The organism is Kaistella sp. SH40-3, from assembly GCF_030686865.1.
GTDB lineage: Bacteria > Bacteroidota > Bacteroidia > Flavobacteriales > Weeksellaceae > Kaistella.
Genome location: NZ_JAQYUS010000003.1, coordinates 249,367 through 269,145 on the forward strand (window position 1 = coordinate 249,367; position 19,779 = coordinate 269,145).

General features: G+C 35.8%; 20 protein-coding genes. 8 read left to right on the top strand and 12 right to left on the bottom strand.

Going from position 1 to position 19,779, the window contains the following annotated elements:
* Positions 1-180 precede the first annotated feature (180 nt).
* The 7 genes from PUH65_RS07035 to PUH65_RS07065 form a co-directional block, all read right to left on the bottom strand.
* Positions 181-2,574: an aldehyde dehydrogenase family protein gene (locus PUH65_RS07035; RefSeq protein WP_305519166.1), complete on the bottom strand. Its 2,394-nt coding sequence runs from the start codon at positions 2,572-2,574 to the stop codon at positions 181-183.
* A gap of 281 nt (positions 2,575-2,855) precedes the next feature.
* Positions 2,856-3,854, bottom strand: coding sequence for a deoxyribose-phosphate aldolase (deoC, locus tag PUH65_RS07040; protein ID WP_305519167.1), 999 nt, complete (start codon positions 3,852-3,854; stop codon positions 2,856-2,858).
* 173 nt (positions 3,855-4,027) lie between these two features.
* Positions 4,028-4,498 carry an Lrp/AsnC ligand binding domain-containing protein gene (locus tag PUH65_RS07045; RefSeq protein ID WP_305519168.1) on the bottom strand — a complete coding sequence of 157 codons (471 nt, stop codon included), beginning with the start codon at positions 4,496-4,498 and terminating at the stop codon, positions 4,028-4,030.
* Between the two features lie 25 nt (positions 4,499-4,523).
* Positions 4,524-5,507 (bottom strand): endonuclease, encoded by a 984-nt coding sequence (locus tag PUH65_RS07050; RefSeq protein ID WP_305519169.1) that lies wholly within the window; start codon positions 5,505-5,507, stop codon positions 4,524-4,526.
* Between the two features lie 27 nt (positions 5,508-5,534).
* Positions 5,535-6,215: a tRNA (guanosine(37)-N1)-methyltransferase TrmD gene (trmD, locus tag PUH65_RS07055; RefSeq protein ID WP_305519170.1), complete on the bottom strand. Its 681-nt coding sequence runs from the start codon at positions 6,213-6,215 to the stop codon at positions 5,535-5,537.
* Positions 6,212-7,474, bottom strand: a complete 1,263-nt coding sequence (locus PUH65_RS07060; protein ID WP_305519171.1) for an NAD(P)/FAD-dependent oxidoreductase — start codon at positions 7,472-7,474, stop codon at positions 6,212-6,214. The genes trmD and PUH65_RS07060 overlap by 4 nt, the downstream gene beginning before the upstream one ends.
* Before the next feature lie 111 nt (positions 7,475-7,585).
* Positions 7,586-7,942, bottom strand: coding sequence for a T9SS type A sorting domain-containing protein (locus PUH65_RS07065; protein WP_305519172.1), 357 nt, complete (start codon positions 7,940-7,942; stop codon positions 7,586-7,588).
* 124 nt (positions 7,943-8,066) lie between these two features.
* On the opposite strand from PUH65_RS07065, the gene hemB reads away from it, so the two are divergent.
* Positions 8,067-9,059, top strand: a complete 993-nt coding sequence (hemB, locus tag PUH65_RS07070; protein WP_305519173.1) for a porphobilinogen synthase — start codon at positions 8,067-8,069, stop codon at positions 9,057-9,059.
* 54 nt (positions 9,060-9,113) lie between these two features.
* On the opposite strand, the gene PUH65_RS07075 is transcribed toward hemB, so the two are convergent.
* From PUH65_RS07075 to PUH65_RS07095, 5 genes are all read right to left on the bottom strand, one after another.
* Positions 9,114-9,416: a TM2 domain-containing protein gene (locus PUH65_RS07075; protein ID WP_370692025.1), complete on the bottom strand. Its 303-nt coding sequence runs from the start codon at positions 9,414-9,416 to the stop codon at positions 9,114-9,116.
* A gap of 65 nt (positions 9,417-9,481) precedes the next feature.
* Positions 9,482-9,991, bottom strand: a complete 510-nt coding sequence (locus PUH65_RS07080) for a nitroreductase (protein WP_305519174.1) — start codon at positions 9,989-9,991, stop codon at positions 9,482-9,484.
* 20 nt (positions 9,992-10,011) lie between these two features.
* Positions 10,012-10,461, bottom strand: a complete 450-nt coding sequence (locus PUH65_RS07085) for a hypothetical protein (protein WP_305519175.1) — start codon at positions 10,459-10,461, stop codon at positions 10,012-10,014.
* Between the two features lie 81 nt (positions 10,462-10,542).
* Positions 10,543-11,322, bottom strand: coding sequence for a 23S rRNA (guanosine(2251)-2'-O)-methyltransferase RlmB (gene rlmB / locus PUH65_RS07090; RefSeq protein WP_305519176.1), 780 nt, complete (start codon positions 11,320-11,322; stop codon positions 10,543-10,545).
* 26 nt (positions 11,323-11,348) lie between these two features.
* The gene (locus PUH65_RS07095; protein WP_305519177.1) at positions 11,349-11,819 is read right to left on the bottom strand and encodes a DinB family protein; all 471 of its coding nucleotides are present in this window, start codon (positions 11,817-11,819) and stop codon (positions 11,349-11,351) included.
* Positions 11,820-12,106: 287 nt separating this feature from the next.
* Between PUH65_RS07095 and PUH65_RS07100 the strand changes: the two genes are divergently transcribed.
* From PUH65_RS07100 to PUH65_RS07130, 7 genes are all read left to right on the top strand, one after another.
* Positions 12,107-13,111 carry a MoxR family ATPase gene (locus tag PUH65_RS07100; protein WP_305519178.1) on the top strand — a complete coding sequence of 335 codons (1,005 nt, stop codon included), beginning with the start codon at positions 12,107-12,109 and terminating at the stop codon, positions 13,109-13,111.
* 93 nt (positions 13,112-13,204) lie between these two features.
* A complete protein-coding gene (locus tag PUH65_RS07105; RefSeq protein WP_305519179.1) occupies positions 13,205-14,068 on the top strand; it encodes a DUF58 domain-containing protein in 864 nt (287 codons plus the stop codon).
* Positions 14,069-14,071: 3 nt separating this feature from the next.
* Positions 14,072-14,968, top strand: a complete 897-nt coding sequence (locus PUH65_RS07110; protein ID WP_305519180.1) for a BatD family protein — start codon at positions 14,072-14,074, stop codon at positions 14,966-14,968.
* Entirely contained in the window at positions 14,969-15,976 is a 1,008-nt protein-coding gene (locus tag PUH65_RS07115; RefSeq protein WP_305519181.1) for a VWA domain-containing protein, read from the top strand. It begins immediately after the preceding gene.
* 199 nt (positions 15,977-16,175) lie between these two features.
* The gene (locus PUH65_RS07120) at positions 16,176-17,183 is read left to right on the top strand and encodes a VWA domain-containing protein (protein WP_305519182.1); all 1,008 of its coding nucleotides are present in this window, start codon (positions 16,176-16,178) and stop codon (positions 17,181-17,183) included.
* A gap of 88 nt (positions 17,184-17,271) precedes the next feature.
* Complete coding sequence (locus PUH65_RS07125) at positions 17,272-18,015, top strand: tetratricopeptide repeat protein (RefSeq protein ID WP_305519183.1); 744 nt, start codon at positions 17,272-17,274, stop codon at positions 18,013-18,015.
* Positions 18,015-19,754 carry a BatD family protein gene (locus tag PUH65_RS07130; protein WP_305519184.1) on the top strand — a complete coding sequence of 580 codons (1,740 nt, stop codon included), beginning with the start codon at positions 18,015-18,017 and terminating at the stop codon, positions 19,752-19,754. Before PUH65_RS07125 ends, PUH65_RS07130 begins: the two co-directional genes overlap by 1 nt.
* Positions 19,755-19,779: the final 25 nt, after the last annotated feature.

Below are 19,779 nucleotides of genomic sequence, written 5' to 3' on the forward strand. Positions count from 1 at the left end.
AAGTTCACATTAGTTGGGTTTCTAAAAGAAATCTTAATTATTTTAATTTCTTCACAAATCTTAATGGTGAAATTTTCCAGTTTTATTTCTGCTTTAATTTTTGACCGATTTAGCAGTTAAACTTTAAAAACAAAAAGCCACGAAAATTTCGTGGCTTTGTAAATATTTGATTTAAAATTTCTAAGCTCCGTACGGAATCCAGATGTTTTTAATTTCTGTCGCATGTCTTAAGAATTCCTGACCTTCACCATGTTTTGGATTTAACCAGTTTCTGTATTTTCCGAAATTCACCCATGACCGCTTCATAGAATCCGTAGATAATAATTCGATATTTTTACTTCCTTCTGCTGTTCCGAAATACCAAATACCGTCAATGTTATAATGTTTCGCAAGTTCTCCAGCCAATTCTTCTTTCGGTCCTGTTACAATATTTACTGTTCCAGCAGGAACATCTGAAGTTTCTAAAATCTGATAGAAATCGGTTGCCGAGAAAGGATGTTTTTCCGATGGAACTACCACTACTCTATTTCCCATTGCAATGGCTGGAATCACCGTAGAAATAAATCCTAGTAAAGGACTCTCTTCCGGACAAATAACCGCCATTACTCCAATTGCTTCCGGCATTGCTAAAGTCACCATTCTCTGAACAGTTGAATGGGCTGCACCGTCATATTTATCAGCGTAAGCCGCGTACGTATAAATTCTTTCAATTGATTTTTCAACCTCATCTTGAGCAGACTCTAAAGATTCGTTCGTCATTTCAACAATTCTCTCTGCAAATTCTTCAGATCTAATGGCTAAATTTTCGGCAATGTAATAAAGAACTTGCGCTCTTGCATGACCGGTCATTCCACCCCAAGATTTTTCTGCATGGGCCGCTTCTACAGCATTTCTAATATCTTTTCTGTTTCCTTCAGAAACTTCACCGATATATTCTCCGAACGCATTTTTGATTTCGGTGCTGTAACCTCCATCTGGTCTTGCTTGTTTTCCACCGATATACATTTTGGTTGTACGGTCAATATCTGCCAAACTGTTTTTAGTTTTTTTAGAATCCTTTACTTTTTCAGTTTTCGGTAGAATTGGTTTTGAAGTAAACTCTGCTTCCACTTTTGGTTTCATATATTCATACAAACCTTCCTTACCACCTTCTCTTCCGAAGCCAGATTCTCTATAACCACCAAAGCCTGCAGCCGCATCAAACTGATTGGTACAGTTGATCCAAACGCTTCCTGCTTTGATTTTCGGCGCAATATCTAAAGCCAGATTAATGTTTTCTGTCCACAAACTTGAAGCCAAACCATAACGCGTATTGTTTGCTAAAGCCACCGCCTCATTATGCGAACGGAAAGTCATGGCGACCAAAACAGGCCCGAATATTTCTTCCTGCGCAATGACTGCACTTGTTGGAACATCGGTAAATAAAGTTGGTGGATAGTACCAGCCATTTTTCGGAAGTCCATTTTTTGGTTGGTAAATCGTACAACCTTCATTAATTCCAATTTTCACCATATCATCGATGGTTTTCAATTGAACTTTGTCCACGATTGAACCCATGTCAATTGCTTTGTCCATCGGATCGCCAACTCGCAATGTATCCATACGGTCACGAAGTTTTTTATAGAATACTTCTGAAACTGATTCCTGAACAAGAAGTCGAGAACCGGCACAGCAAACCTGCCCCTGATTGAACCAGATTGCATCTACAATTCCTTCAACTGCGGAATCTAAGTCAGCGTCTTCAAATACGATAAATGGTGATTTCCCGCCTAATTCTAAAGAGATTTTTTTACCTGTTCCAGCGATATTTGTTCTCAAAGTTTTACCCACTTTGGTAGAACCTGTGAACGCCACTTTCTGAATATCGTTGTGATTAACCAAAGCATTTCCAGCAACGGTTCCTTTTCCAGTAACTACATTTACAACCCCTTTTGGCAATCCAACTTTCTCACAGATTTCTGCAAATAATAAAGCGGTTAGTGATGTATATTCTGCAGGTTTCAAAACGATGGTATTTCCCATTGCTAAAGCCGGAGCCACTTTCCAAGAAAGCATCATTAATGGAAAGTTCCACGGTATAATTTGCCCGACTACACCAACTTCCTGGTAATCGCTAAATTCTGTTTCCATCAATTTTGCCCAACCTGCATGATGATAGAAATGTCTTGCCACAATCGGAATATCAATATCGCGGGTTTCACGAATCGGTTTTCCATTATCTAAAGTTTCTAAAACTGCAAACAGTCTGGAATGTTTTTGAATTTGTCTTGCGATAGCATACAAATATTTTGCACGTTCGAATCCACCGATTGCAACCCATTCTGGCAACGCTTTGTTGGCTGCTTTTACAGCAAGATCAACATCAGTTTCGTCAGCTTCAGCAATTTTTGCTAAAAACTGTTTATTAGACGGATTGTTGGAATCTGCATATTTTTTGGAGTGTGGTTTTACCCATTCTCCGCCGATAAACAATTCGAAATTTCTGTTATGATTTTCTAAAAATTCCACAGCGGGTGCTGCGCTTTCTGGGGCGGGACCGTAAACCATGGTGTTGTATATTTCTTTGATTTCCATTATGTTGATGTGTTGATGTGATCTTGCGGAAATTTCGGCCACAAAAGTCACAAAAGTTTTATTTTTTCAAGTTTTTCAAAAGAGCAAGGTAAATTTATTCTGTTAAAAAATATTAGTCTCTATTATTATAATCTTTATTTATATTTAGTTCCCAATGCGCCCCGACCTGAGTGGAGTTCTTTTTTATTGGTGGCTGAGCCTGTCTCGAAGCCGACAATGAAAAAAGAGGGAACGGAGGGCGGAAATAGGCGCCCATACTTTCGCCAATTTCAGTATGATCCTTATGCCATAGGATGTCTAAATCCAGCGCTGTATCGACCAGTTACGTAATGTTCTAACTGTCGCTCGATGTCACCCAATAGGGAACTTGCACCGAATCGGAAAAGGTCTGGTGTTAACCAGTCATTGCCTAATTCTTCTTTTATTAGAATTAAATAATCGAGTGCCTGTTTCGCCTTTTGAATTCCACCTGCTGGTTTGTAGCCTACTTTTACGCCCGTTAATTCATAATAATCACGGATGCAGCGAATCATTACAAGACTTACTGCTAAGGTTGCATTCACTGATTCTTTTCCAGTAGAGGTTTTGATGAAGTCTGAGCCGGCCATCATTGCGACCCAAGAGGCTTTTGCAACTTTGGTATAAGTTGGGATTTCTCCTGTGGCAAGAATGGTTTTCATGTGTGCATCGCCACAAGCGGCACGACATAATTTGATTTCGTCATAGAGTTCTTTCCACTCTGATTCTAAAACTAAATCCCTGGAAATAACAATGTCTATTTCTTTTGCGCCAGCGGCGACCGATTTTTTGATTTCAGTAATTTTATCTTCAAGGGAAATCTTACCCGCTGGAAATCCTGTAGAAACCGCAGCAATCGGAATTGAAGTTCCCTGCAACGCTTCTTTCGCAAACGGAATTAAATTGTGATATACACAAACAGCACCTGTTGTAAGATTTGCGTCCTGCATTCCTAATTTTTCAAGAATGTCTTGGCGCACAGGATTTTTGGCTTTTTCGCACAAACGCAAAACATTTCCGCGTGTATCGTCGCCAGCCAAAGTCGTAAGGTCAATCATGGAAATCGCCTTAAGCAACCAAGCTGCCTGGAATTCTTTTTTCACACTTCTTCTCCCTGATAAAGTTGCCACGCGGCGATCAACAGCACTTTTATTAACATTGAGGGTCTCGAAATATTTGGTAGTGAAGGCAAGACCTTCGTTGCGAATCTCAGCGTGATTTTGCGTAGAATTGATATCGTTTTTTTCTAATGTCTTTTGCATGAATAATAGGTTTAATTAGAAAATATATTCTATTTAATTAAGGAATGTAAATTTAACCAATTATATACAAATGGTCACCCTACTTTCTGGAATTCTTTAAAACTGCTTTTAAAAAAAATTATGCACTTCAAATGAAATGCATAATTTTTTATCAACTGAAAATTTGTAGTTGATTAAACTTTTAATTGTCTGTTGATGCTTTGTTCCAGGGAAATAAATGTTTCGGTTCTGGTTACTCCTTTTAGTTTTTGAATTTTATTCAAAATCTCCATCAAGTGGTCATTGTCCCGACATAATACTTTTAGAAAAATAGTATAATTCCCTGTGGTATAATGGGCTTCTACTACTTCATTAATTTCCTTCAGCGCTTTTATGGCATCATTATAATGACTTGGTTGCTCCAGAAACACACCGAGGAAAGATACCACCTTGAAACCAATTTTCCGCGGATTAAGAAACGAAATTGAATTCTCTATAACTTCAGCATTTTCTAATTTTTTGATTCTTTGATGAACTGCTGTAGTAGATATTCCGACATTTTTTGAAATGAGCGCTAGAGATGTTTTCGCATTGTCCATTAACATATAGATAATTTCTTTATCGATTTTATCTAAATGATACTCGGCATTAATTGCATTTTTCATTTTAAGATTTGTTTGTTATAAATTATTAGTTCTCAACTTTATTAAAGAGGGTCAAGATGGGGAAATGATCGCTGTAACCGCCAAGATATCTTGAGCCCGCAAATGTTCTAAATGGTCGACCAGCAAATTTTCGATCAGAAGTGCTTAATTTTTCATGATTAAAAACCATTGATTCTTTAAATGAAAGCTGCAACTTTGAGGTTAAAAAATTACCAGAGAAAATCATTTGGTCAAAAAGTAAGCCATTTTTGTAATGAAACGTAGAAAATTTTTCATTTTTAAACAAATCTAGATATGGATTAAAAAGTATTCTGTTGAAATCCTTATCATATATGAAATTAGATATCATTTCCTCATCGGGGTTTTCATTAAAATCACCACAAACCATAACGCCTTCATCAGTCGTAGAAATTAATTTAGAAATCTTTTCATTTAAATCATTTAGAATATATTCTCGTTTTGATTTATTGATATCTTTTTCTCTTTTAGAAGGTAAGTGAAGAACGAAAACATTAATGATGGTTTCCAAATATTTCACTTTGCAGAACAGAACATCTCTAGTCGTATCATAATATTCTGATTTCTCCCCTTCCACGGTAAAGAAATACGTGATGGGCTCAGAAGAAATTATTTCAATTTTCGATTGCTCGTAGAGAAGCGCAACATCTACACCACGCTCGTCCATAGACTCATAATGTACAATTCCGTAGGTTGAATTAAAAGGATCTGATTTCACCAAATCCTCCAATGGCTTTCTGCCTTGTACTTCAGCCAATCCGATGAGCATTGGCATCCCGTTTTCACTTTCAGATATTAGTTGAAAGACCTGTGAAATTTTAGAAAGTTTATTCTGATATTTACGTTCGTCCCAATTGGGTAATCCAGATTTGGTAGGATCTAATTTATGAACACGGGGAAGATCTGGACAAAACAAATTTTCCACATTGTAAAAACCAATTAATTCCGAGTTGCTTTTATTTTCCATTCCAAAAATTAATTGTTTTACCATGAAAGTAGTTTAGCATAAAAAATCGTTTTATTTTTCCTGCAAAAGATCCGGTCTTTTTTCTAAAGTGTTTTTAAGTGCCTGATCGTGTTCCCATTCCTCAATTTTTTTTGAGTTGCCACTCAACAAGATATCGGGAACTTTTAAACCTTTGTACTCAGAAGGTCTTGTATAAATAGGTGGTGAAAGCAGATTATCCTGAAAACAATCGGTGAGCGCAGACTGTTCGTCATTTAAAACTCCGGGTAATAATCGAATGATGGAATCTGCTAAAACGCAGGCTGCCAATTCACCGCCAGTAAGTACATAATCGCCGATAGAGATTTCTTTGGTTATATGAAGTTCACGAACTCGCTGATCTATACCTTTGTAATGACCACAAAGAAAAATTAGATTTTTTTTAATCGAAAGCGTATTGGCAATTTTTTGATTTAAAGTTTCACCATCTGGAGTGAGGTAAATCACCTCATCATAATTCCGCTCGGCTTTTAATTCGGAAATGCATTTATCGATGGGTTCAATCATCATAATCATTCCGGCACCGCCGCCATAAGGCTCATCATCAATTTGGCGGTGTTTCCCAATACTCCAATCTCTTAACTGATGAAAATGGACTTCTGCCAAACCTTTTTGCATTGCTCTTTTCAATATTGAAGTTTGAAAAGGACTTTCCATTAATTCTGGCAAAACACTTATAATATCTATTCTCATTGTTCAGTATTGTTCTTTTTATTAGGAATAATGATTAATCTTAATGAAGAGTCTTTATTAATATAACTCCACATCCAGTTGAAGAAAACGGCTAATTTGTTTCGAACACTTAAAATTAACATTAAGTGTAAGAACATCCAGAAATACCAAGCAAGAAATCCTTGAAATTTAAATTTCGGAAGATCTACAACCGCACGGTGTTTCCCTATGGTAGCTAAACTTCCTCTATCTATATATTCATATTCTTCCCAGTCTTTTTGTGATTTTTTTAGAAAGTTATTGGCTAAATTTTTCCCTTGATTAATGGCTACATTGGCAACCTGTGGATGACCTGCTGGATATTTCGGAGTTTCCATATAAGCGATATCGCCAATGGCAAAAACATTATCATAACCAAGAATTCGGTTATAACGATCTGTTTTAAATCTGTTTCTGACAATCACTTCAGGACTTAAGCCATCAATAATATTACCAGTAACTCCTGCGGCCCAAATTACATTATTAGACGCAATTTCTTTCCCGCTTTTCATATAGACTTTGTCCCCATCGTAATCCGTCACCATTTCACCTTTCATAAAATCGACGCCTAATTCTTTTAAATATTGGGCTGATTTGTTTTGGGCTTCCTCACTCATTACGCCAAGAGGCATTTCGGTTGAACTAATTAAAATAATTTTTAAATCCTCAAAATTCATATGTGGATAATCACGAGGAAGAATATCTTTTTTCATTTCAGCGAAAGCGCCTGCGAGTTCCACACCGGTTGGTCCACTTCCTACAATAACAATATTCCAGTTTCCATCGTCACTGCGTTTTCTTTCAATAATTAATTTCTCGAAGGTCAACAATACATGGTTTCTAATTGCAATGGCTTCCTGAGTATTTTTCATACCAAAAGTCAAGTGCTCCATTTTGTCATTTCCAAAGAAATTTGTTTTACAACCTGTTGCAATCACCAATTTATCATAGGTAAACTCCGCTTCTTCGGTAACAATTTTATTTTGCTCCGGAACAATACTTTGAACTTCAGTCAGTCGAAACTGTATGTTTCGGGAACGTTGAAAAATTTTTCTGAAAGGAAATGAAATGTTACTTGGCTCTATACGTCCACAAGCAACCTGGTAGAAAAGTGGCTGAAACATGTGATGGTTGACTTTGTCGATTACCATCACCTTTTTTCTTTTATTATTCAGTGATTTTGCCAATTGTAAACCAGCAAATCCACCACCAATAATTACTATTTTTTCGCGTGCTTCCATTGCTACAAAATTACGGAATTTTTTCTCAGTTTTTATTAATTCTAAATAACCAAAATGCGGACAAAAAAAATCCTTGAAGTATTCAAGGATTAATATTTATTGATTTAAATTTTATTGCTTAACAATTTGTGTAACTTTCTGAGTGTTATCACTTAAAACATACCTCATCAAATACTTACCTGGTCTAAGTTTATCCAAACGAATCTCTTCTGAATTTTTATTGATTTGATATTCTGCAACTTGCATTCCTAAAATAGAATAAAATGTAACAGATTTAATTTTCAATGAATTGTCTTTAGACTTCACTATTATAAAATCACGAGCAGGATTTGGATACGCAACCATCACCCCATCATCTGATTTTTGATTGGTCATCATCGAAACACGATCAACAGATTGCGCGGAAACTTGTTCCGAGAAAACTGCTAAAGTGCCGATAAACATTAAAGAAAATAATAGTTTTTTCACCGATAATGATTTTATTTTAATATATACACTCACAAATGTAAGAAATTCTGTTTGAAATTCAATAGTTTTATCGCAAAACTATAATTAAATTTGCAAACGATTAATCAAATACTATTCCAAAAAAATGATCATCTATTCTAGAAACCGAAGATTGCGAACCAATGCCGCAATCAGAGCGTTAGTTCAGGAAACCACACTTACTACCAACGATTTTGTTATGCCAATTTTCGTAATGGAAGGTGTTAACAAACAGGAACCTATATCATCAATGCCAGGAATTTTCAGGAGAACATTGGATCTTACTGTAAAAGAATGTCAGGAATTATATTCTCTTGGCGTAAAAGCAGTTAATCTTTATATGAAAGTTTCTGAGGATTTAAAAGACAATACCGGGAAAGAATCCTGGAATTCAAATGGTTTGATGCAGAACACCATTAAAGCCATAAAAGACGCAGTTCCAGGAATGGTGATCATGCCTGATGTTGCTTTAGACCCCTACTCCATTTACGGTCACGACGGAATTATCACCAACGGAAAAATCGACAACGATGCGACCAATGATTCATTAGTAAAAATGTCAGTTTCACTAGCAGAAGCCGGAGCAGATATTGTTGCGCCAAGCGACATGATGGACGGACGGGTTGCAGCAATCAGAACCGGTTTAGAAGAAGGCGGTTTTACCGATGTGGGAATTTTAAGTTATGCGGCGAAATATGCAAGTTCATTTTATGGTCCTTTTAGACATGCCTTAGATTCTGCACCGAAAGAAAATGTAGAAATTCCTAAAGATAAAAAAACCTATCAAATGGATTTTCACAATTCCAGAGAAGCGATTGATGAAGTTTTAAAAGATGTTGCTGAAGGCGCAGACATTATCATGATTAAACCGGGAATGCCGTATCTCGATATTGTTGCAAAAGTTCGTGAAGTAATTGATTTACCAATTGCAGTTTACAATGTAAGTGGTGAATATGCGATGTTAAAAGCGGCTGCACAAAATGGTTGGTTAGATAACGACCAAGCGATCATCGAAAGTTTAACGTGTATTAAACGTGCGGGTGCAGATATGATTTTCACCTATGCGGCAAAAGAAGCGGCGATTTTATTGAATCAATAAAAGACTTAAAAACATAAAAAAAGAACTTCTAAATATTTAGAAGTTCTTTTTGTTTTAAAACCAACCTTTCTTATTCTGAACGTAAGTTCTGTCAAATTGTTCGTCAGGCATTACGAGGTAAAGAATTCCTTCTATCAAACCAATAATACTCGTTATTCCACACGTCACAAAAGTTAAAACCAATTGAATAATTCCTTCTTTGGTGTATCCAAGGTAAAATTTATGTACTCCAAAACCTCCCAATAGTATTCCTAGAATACCTGCCGTCATCTTTTTTTCTGAGCGATAATTTCCTTGATTGTAACCAGGATTAGGATTCTGAGTTGATTCCGGATTGTTGTAACCATGTGTTTCCATTATTTTTATTTTTTGTTAAATGTTTTAATATAAGTAGACAAAAAACTTGTAATGTTACAACAGACTTAAACTTTACCTAAATAAAATAAACCAATACATTTTTGATTTTCTTCCAAACCTAGAAATTCACCCAAATGATTAATCATTCCCGGCGTACTCCAATAACAACCGATTTCATGAGCAGTAGCGGTCAGATACATATTTTGAACTGCCATTGCTGTTGCTGCAATTTCTTCCCATTCCGGCAGCAAACCACTGAAATTTACAGAAATTGTGATAATCGCATTCGACTTTGCTACTTTATCAGTAATATCTAAAAATTTCTTTTCCAGAAACGATTGGGAATTTACAGTTTGTTGATAGATATTTGCAAGCGTAATTCCCAATTGATTTTTTTCTTCACCTCGGAAAATTTTTAGCCGCCAAGGTTTTGTCCGTTTATGATTCGGTGCAAAGTTTGCCGAATTCAAAATCTCTTCAAGAACATTTTCATCTATTTCGTCTGTAGAATAGGATTTAGGGAAAATACTTCTTCTGGTCTCGATGATATTTTTTAAGACTTCTACTTGATCCATTTTTAATTTTTAATTAAAGGTTACCAGATTTGTTCGATAACCTGACTGATATTATTGAGCGTGAAAGAATCACCGACCTGTTTACCAAACATAATTTTCGCCATCGGACTTTCTTCAGAAATAGCATAAAACCGATCTCCTTCAAAGAAAAACTCCCCCAGAGAAACCGAAATGTAAAATCTTGCTTTATTGGTGAAAACGATGGAACCCAACTGAATTCTCACCGAGGTTTTGTCTGCTATTTTCGCTAAATTTCTTTGTAAATCCTTTAGTGAAGCCAACTGCTTTTGCATTTGATAAATTTCTTCCTGCATTTCTTCGCGGATCGAATCATACTTTGAAGTTTTTTTCACCTCACGACTTGCCTCCAAAGTAAACTCCATAAAATCCTCCAGTTTCTGAATTTTTTGGGTGATTTTTTCTTTAACGTAAGCGCGAACTTCATTTTTCACAATCGTGCTCTTTTGCATATCCCTTCTATTTTTTATTAAAGATAAAAATTCTTTTCAAATAGAAATTATATTAAAGTTGAAGGATTTATTTTAAGGAAATTACATTTTCAATCGCTGACGGGTCGCTTCAAAAAGAATCGCACCACAAGCCACAGAAACATTTAAGGATTGCGTTTTTCCTTCCATTGGAAGTTTTATTTTCTCATCTGAATGATGAAGAACTTCTTTAGAAATCCCTGTTTCTTCATTTCCCATTACGATGGCGCAAGGACCAGTAAAATCAACATCATAGTATAACTTCTGTGCTTTTTCCGTTGCAGAAAAAACCTGAACACCAGACTGCTGAAGGAAATCAACGGTATGACCAAGGTTTTTCTCTTTGCAAATGATAATATTGTACATCGCACCGGCGGAAGTTTTAATCGCATCTGAATTCATTGGCGCTCCACCTTTCTCTGGAATAATCACGGCATCAACTCCGGCACATTCTGCAGTTCTGCAAATGGCTCCAAAGTTTCTAACATCTGTTAAACGGTCTAAAATTAAAAGGAAAGGTGTTTTCCCGGCTTCAAAAAGTTCAGGTAAAATATTTTCAATCGAATGAAAAGGAACATCTGAAATAAAAGCAACAACTCCCTGATGATTCTTTCTGGTAAAACGATTCAGTTTTTCAATAGGGACAAAATTCGGTCTGATTTTGTGTTTTGCCAAAAGATCTTTTAATTCATAATAAATATCTCCTTGTAAACCATTTTGCAAAAATACTTTATCAACGGTTTTTCCGGCTTCAATTGCTTCAATTACTGGGCGTAACCCAAATATAAAATCTTCTTTCATAAGTTCTTTAAAAATTAAATGCTCAAGGTTTTTTACGTTCATTCCCTTGAAATTGGAACGGTATTTTTTTAAAATTGCTCGCCGAGAATTGCTCTTTTTTGAGCCATTGCATATCCTAAATGAATACTTTCGTGCATGTTGTTGAAAATAATAGCGTCTTGAATATTCTTTAAATCCAATCCAAAACTGGTGGTGTAAGAAGTGTAATCCGGGAAGAAATCATCGTCATAATCTTTCATTAAAACCTTTGATGTTTCGGTCAGAAGAAAAGCCAGATCATCAATTTCTGATTGCTGAACATTCAAATTCGGAAGCGTTCCTTTTTTGTAGGTTTCAATCCAGTAAGTATCGATGCGAAAAGGATTTCCACTCAAATAATAATGCAATAATTGCTGCGTCGCCACACAATGTGCAATATTCCAGTAAATATTATTATTAAAACCATCGGGAATCAACAACAAATCTTTGGTTGAAGTATTTTGCAAGATTTCTAAAAGGTTTCGTCGAACTTGTCGGTGTGCCTGAAAATGATAATTCATTTTGCCATTATTTTAAGCCCCAAAAATAGGTTAATTAACTGAAAATGACAAGAATTTCGCTGAGTTTCATCAATTTAGATTTACGATTTTGTCACAGAATTCAAAGAATAAAACTGGACTTCAACCTTATATTTTAATCTTAAATACCTTAATCTAAAAGTTCCCCATTTTTTCAAACAGGTCAATAGCGATAAGGTTTAACAAACTTTAACTCATTATTGGCATTAATTGTGTTGATTGGTGTTCCTAATTATTGGAAATTTACACTTTAAAATTCTACAAACAATATGTCAGAACTCAATCAAGCCGAAGATATTAGACAGTTAACAGAAAAAGTAAGAGAACAGAATTACTTTTTTACCCTTTTAAAACAAGAAATCAACAAAGCAATTATCGGACAAGAATACATGGTAGATCGACTATTAATCGGTCTTCTAGGTAATGGACACGTCTTGCTGGAAGGAGTTCCTGGTTTGGCAAAAACTTTAGCCATTAAAACTTTGGCCGACGCTGTTCACGGAGCCTTTTCCCGAATTCAGTTTACGCCCGATTTGCTCCCCGCAGATGTGGTCGGAACAATGATTTACAGTATTAAAGACAATGATTTCTCCATAAAGAAAGGTCCAATTTTCGCCAATTTTGTTTTGGCAGATGAGATCAACCGTGCGCCTTCAAAAGTGCAATCAGCGTTATTAGAAGCCATGCAGGAAAAGCAAGTAACAATCGGCGATGAAACCATGTCGTTACCGAAACCATTTTTGGTATTGGCAACACAGAACCCGATCGACCAAGAAGGAACTTATCTTTTGCCAGAAGCGCAAAGTGACCGTTTTATGTTGAAATGTGTCATCACTTATCCTGATTTTGAAGATGAAAGAAAAATCATGAATATGGTTGCGAGCGGACATTCTCCGGAAATCAGCCCGGTTATAACTTTAGATAATGTTACCGAAGCCAAAAAATTAATTAACCAAATTTACCTCGATGAGAAAATCGAAAAGTATATTTTGGATATGGTTTTCGCAACGCGTTTCCCAGAAAAATATGGTCTTTCAGATTTAAAAAACTATATCAGTTTTGGGGCTTCACCAAGAGCGTCCATCAATTTATCAATCGCAGCAAGAGCAATGGCATTTTTAAAGAATCGTGCTTTTGTAATTCCAGAAGATGTCAAAGAAATTGCCAAAGATGTTTTGCGTCATCGCATCGGACTGAGTTTCGAAGCCGAAGCCGAAGAAATTACGGCTGACCAAATCGTTGATAAAATTGTAGCGAAAATTCAAGCGCCTTAAATTCATCATCAATTTCTCGATATTACGGTTATAAATCATTGGTTTTTGAAAATTGTTTCATTGCTAAATTGAAACCTTTATACACTGAAAGACATGCAAATTAAAGACATCATCAAAAAAGTAAAACAAATTGAGATTCGGACTAAGAAAAAGTCGGAAGCAACTTTGATGGGTCAATATCACAGCGCTTTCAAAGGTCAGGGAATGACTTTCTCTGAAGTTCGCCCGTATCAGTTTGGGGATGAAATCCGCCGCATCGACTGGAATAAAACTGCGCGCTTCCGCGAACCATTTGTAAAAGTAATGGAAGAAGAACGCGAATTAACGATGATGCTGTTGGTTGATATTTCTGCTTCAATGAATTATGGAACTCAAACCCAGTTAAAGCGAGAATTCGTCGCCGAAATCGCGGCAAGTTTAGGGTTTTCTGCCGCCGGAAATAATGATAAAGTTGGTTTAATTTTGTTTGCAGATAAGGTCTATAAAGTAATCCCACCTCAAAAAGGAAGAAAGCATATTTTAGCAATTCTCAGCAATATCTTAACTGCAGATTATGTTCCAGGAGAGACGAACATCAATAAAGCTTTAGAATATATGATGACGGTTTTCAAAAAAAAATCGCTGATTTTTATGTTTTCTGATTTTGAAGATTCATACGATTTGAAAATGGTGAGAATCGCCGCCAGAAAACATCAATTATTAGGACTGAGAGTTTTTGACCAAAAAGACAACGAAATTCCAGATGTCGGTTACGCGCTCTTTACGGATGCAGAAACCGGAAAACAAATTTGGGCAAATACGAGCAACGCAAGATGGCGCTACCAGTTTGCCGAACAACAGAATCAAAAAGTAAAACACGTCACCGAAGATTTCGAAAGTTCCTCGGCTGGCTTTATCAATATAAATACAGGTGAAGATTACGCGAAATTTTTGTATCAATATTTTAGAAAAAGATAAATTTTGAAAAGAATACAATTTATACTATTTTTATTCCTTAGTGCATTTGCATTTTCGCAAACCTTAAGTTCCAAAATCGACAAGCAGACTTTGGCTTTGGGCGAACCAGGAATTTTACACATTCATATTTCAGATTTACAGAGCAAAGATGTTTTATCTGCGCCTAAAAATGAATTGCTTCCCTTCCACTTCGAGGAAATAAAAGACAGCATCAATAAGCAGATGGATACTTATGATCGAATCATTGAATTCGCGGTTTTCGAAGAAGGTAAATTTACCATTCCAGCGCTCGATTTTAGAATCAATGGAAAACTTCTGAAAACAATTCCTTATGATATCGAAGTCATTAACACCGCTCAAAAAGGCGATGAGATTAATGATATTATGAAAAACAAACAAGTAGATCTTGGCGTTCAGGATTACTGGCAAATGTATAAGTGGTATATTTTAGGAGTTCTGATTGTACTGGCGGTAATCTTCCTCATTTATCAACTCATTAAATATGGAAGACGTAAAAAGTCGGATCCAGTCATAATGACGAATCAGACATTAAAAGAACTGGAAAAACTAAAAAAGAAAAACTACATCGAAGACGGAAACTACCGTATGTTTTATGTTGAACTTTTAGATATTACGCGAAACTTTATTACCAAACAATATAAAATCCCGGCAAACGTTTTACTCACCGACGATTTAATTGATGTAATAAAACTAAACAACACCATTTCTCCAGACAATGAAAAAATTATAGAAGATATTTTCTTAAGAGGAGATCTCGTGAAATTCGCAAAAGTATTCCCGGATCAACAAAATATGCAAGACGATTTCGAGCAGATGAAAACTTTCGTAAAACGTTCTTCCAAAGATTTGGAAATAGAACAATTAAGAACCGGAGTGTAAATGAAGACTTTAGATTTTTTAAATTTCGAATTATACAGTCCGTGGTTTTTATTGCTATTTGCAGTTTTCATTCCATTGATTACTCGGGATTTACGCAAGAAAAAACGTTCTGGAATCACCGTTCCTTCCACCCAAAATATGGAAGAGAACAAATCGATTCTCTTCGTTTTATTTCTGCTGAAAATTTCAAAATACATCATCCTTTCCTGTTTAATCATCGCAATGGCAAGACCGCGAACGTTTACCATTTCCCAAGATCAAGATGACAGCAAAGGAATAGACATCATGCTCTCCGTAGATGTTTCACTCAGTATGTTGGCAAAAGATTTAGAACCAGACCGTTTAACCGCCCTCCAAAAAATCGCAAAAAATTTCGTCAACAGCCGACCTGGCGACAGAATCGGTCTAGTGACTTACGCTGGAGAGGCATTTACCAAAGTTCCCATAACATCTGATCACGCTGTGGTTATCGATGAATTAGACAATCTCAATACCATGGAATTGATTCAGGGAACAGCAATCGGAGAAGGACTTTCCGTCGCAGTTTCGCATCTTGTGAACAGCAAAGCAAAATCTAAAATCATTATTTTAATGACTGATGGCGTAAACACCATCGCAAACGCAATGCCTTCACAAGTTGGCGCAGAATTAGCGCGAAGCAGTGGAATCAAAGTATACACAATTGGGATCGGAACCAACGGATACGCATTAATGCCGACTGCAGTTGATTATGCTGGTGACCTCGTTTTCACCGAATCAGAAGTTCAAATAGATGAACCTGTACTGCGTGAGATTGCGCAAACTACGGGCGGTAAATACTTTCGAGCCACTACCAACCAAAGTTTAGAAAACGTATATAACGAAATTAACCAACTTGAAAAGACAGAACTTAAATCGACCAAACTCTATAATTATCAGGAATATTTCAGATATTTCCTCTGGATTGCTTTGGGCGTTTTATTTTTTGATGCGCTGTTGCGTTGGGTTTTCTATAAGTTTTTAAGTTAAAAAAGGAATGCGTATTTTTAGGAGCAACACAATTTTAGATCGTTACAAAAGCAGTCCCGCTCTTCGTTACAATCTTTTTTCAGAAAATATCGTTTTAAAAACAGACTACGCAAAAAGATTTTCACTTCGATCGGGGCTAGAATTTCAGGCATTTTATCTTTCGAAAAGGCAACTTTAAAATAATGAACTATTATAAATAATGAACTGGACTTTAGGAAATAACTGGTATTTACTTTTGTTGCTGCTTTTGCCGCTACTTGGAATCATTATTGTCCGTTACCTCAAATGGAAAAACCAAAGAAAAAACATCTTTGCAGAAGAGCGATTTCAAGCCGAATTATTTGAGAAAAAATCAGGCTTTTCAAAAGTTTTACCGCTTCTTTATTTGTTGGCAACCCTATTTTTAATTTTATCAATTGTTGATATATTAAGCGGTTCCGAAGAAGTAAAATCAAAACAGAAAATGAACAACGTGATTTTTCTACTCGATGTTTCCAATTCTATGAATGCTCAGGATGTTGCGCCAAACCGATTAGACGAAGCTAAGAACATCATCATCAGCACGATGAATAAAATGAAGAATGACAAAGTTGGAATCGTTGTTTTTGCAGGTGAAGCAACTTCGATCATGCCTTTAACAACAGATTTTTCTGCAGTAGAAATTTACCTTGGTGGCGTAGAAACTAATATTGTAAAAACGCAGGGAACAGATTTTTTAAAAGGAATGCAAACTACGGCAGATAAGTTTAAAAATATTCCAAAAGGTGCGCGAAAAGTAATCTTGCTAAGTGATGGGGAAGATAATGAAGGAAATGAGAAATCAGCCATTAAACTAGCCAAAAAAGAAGGGATTTCAGTTACTACAGTTGGAATTGGCTCCGAAGAAGGTGCACCAATTCCTGAATATGTCTTTGGTCAGTTGATGGGTTACAAAACAGATCTGCAAGGACAAACCGTAATTTCGAAAAGAGAAAATATGGCTCTACAAAATATCGCCAGCGAAACGGAAGGAACGTATGTTGATGGAAATAATTTAGATGATGCGACCAATCAAATCATTGATGCATTGAGAAAAAGTGCAACTTCCTCCGAAAGTATCGTAAAATCAAATAATGCGATTCACTATTACCAGTATTTTCTGGGAGTTTCTATCTTTTTATTTCTTCTTATTTTTCTATTAAATCCCAAGCGAGACTTCAATATTTGATTCAAAACCAATACATTCGCCTGACTTTAACCGAAATTTAACAAATTCATCCATAGACTTTAACATATAAAGGAATAATTTTGCAGTAATGAATATAAAATTATTTTTTGCGGCGTTTTTTTTAGCGATTGGCTTTACCTTTTTTTCTGCTCAGGAAAATTATAAGACTTTAGTCTTCAAAGGAAACCAAAAATTCGACAAAGAAAATTACGAATCCTCTTCTTCAAAATATATGGAAGCCATACAACTCAATGATAAAGAGTTTATGGCGCACTATAATCTTGGTAATTCACTTTACAAAAGAAAAATGTTTGATGAGGCAAAAGCAGAATTTGAAAAAGCCGAAAAACGATCAACTAATCTTCCCGATAAAAGCGCTGCGCTGTATAATTTAGGAAATACCTATATGCAGCAGCAGGATTCTAAGAAAGCAGCAGAACTTTACAAACAGGCATTAAAGCAAGATCCTTACAATGAAAGCATTCGTAAGAATTATGAGATTGCCATGTTGAAAGAAAAAGAAAAGGAAGAACAGAAAAAGCAGAAAGATAATTCTGGTGGTGGCAACGGCGACGAACAGAATAAAGAAAAAGATAAAGGTCAAGACAAAGGAGATCAACCACAGAAAGAAGCCGGAAGCGGGGAACAGAACAAAGGAAAAGGTGATGGTGATGATCCCAACAAAAATAAAAACAATAATCCGAACGAATTGCCCAAAGATTTACAGAACGCAATTCTAGACCGGGTTGGTAATAAAGAACGAGAAACCGCTAAGCGAATTCTCAACAAAAATTCCTATTCGATGCCCGAAAGCAACGAAAAGGATTGGTGATGAAAAAACAACTGTCTTACATATTAATTCTAATTTCTGCAGTATTTACTTACGGGCAGGTTACCTTAGAAATGTCTAATGTGAAAGACCAAAAAGTTAATCAGCGATTTACTTTAACCGTACTTTTAGAAATCAGTGGAGAAAATATGGAGCAGCAAACTCCGCTACAAATGCCGGATTTTTCTAAGTTCGATATTATAGGAACTGCATCAGAAAGGAATACGATTATACTGGATGCGAAAAAAGGGGATGTCATTAATCAACTTATTTATCAAATTGTTTTGGCTCCTAAACAGACAGGCCGAATTAAAATCGGATCTGCTTTGGTTACAGTAAACGGCAAGATTTATAAAACAGAACCTTTTGACATCAACATTCGAGATAATGAAAAAGTAAATTCCGTCGCAGATTTTTCCGACCGAAATGACATTTATCTGAATTTAGAAATTGAGGATAAAGTGGTTTATAAAAACGAACCAACAATTGCAATTTTACGTGCTTACAGTCGCAACTACGACAATTTCCGTAAAGTTGGAAAAATACATTTTCCGCAGCAGAGAAATGCGAACATTAAACCAGTAAGTTTTGCAAAATCCGAGATTGAATCTAAGTCTGGCCTAGCTTCTCAAATCATTGGAGTTTTCATGATTTTTCCTTCAGAAACGGGAACTGTTGAAATCAACCCAATTTCTGCAACGTTTACAAGTGCTGCAAAAGCAAATAAAATATCATCCAACAAAGTACATTTGAATGTCAAAAAACTTCCGGTCGGAATGCCACAGCATTTCAAAAACGCGGTGGGGCAATTCAACATTGATTTGCTACATCTTCGTAGTGAAGAAATCCCCGAAATTAATAAACCTTTAAATATTATTTTAAAGGTGACAGGTTCTGGAAATTTAGCAAGTTTACATCTACCAAAAATATTGAATTCGCCCGACTATATTTTCTTTGAACCGAAGATCACAGCACAAACAGTCGCAAAAAAGAACGGACTTACTGGTTCCAGGATCGCAGAATATGTGGTGGTTCCAAAAAAATCTGGACCGGTCACCATCAAGTTTGAAGATTTCTCTTTCTTTGATCCCGAGCAAAAAAAATACATTGATTTAGGTTCCAAAGAATTGATGATTAATGTAAAAACACCCGCACAGATAGCGGACGCAAAAACAACTTTAGAAAGGGTTAATGATTATACCAATACGGTTTTGGAAACGGTAAATACCCCTGTATTGCAAACTACCAATTTCAAAATAAAAGATAAAGAAAAAATTAACTGGAAAGTGGTTGCCGGAAATCTAACATTGCTGGCTTCATCGATTATGCTTTTTCTTTTTGTACTCCAACGCAGAGAAAAGAAGAAATCATTAAAACCTGTTCTAATTTCAAAAAGCACGACCACAATTGCAGAGACTGAAGAAGTCATCAGAAAAAATTTAAGCAATCATTTCGAAGAAAGTATCGAATATTTAAAGATTTTAAAAGATAATAAAGATTTCACAAATTTCTTTATGGCATACGATGAACTGAATCGTCTGACCAAAGAACATCATTACGCAAATACAGAAGCTGATTTCAGAACATTTTTAGAACAAAATAAAGGTCGGCAAGTATTGGAACAATACAGAGTACTTTGTGAACAAATTCAAATAGAAAAATACGCCCCATTTCATTCAGATGATCAGATGGATGACCTCTACAACAGCATTCAAACTTTATATTCTGAGATTAACAAATAATGCTTTATTTTTTATATTTTTGCGA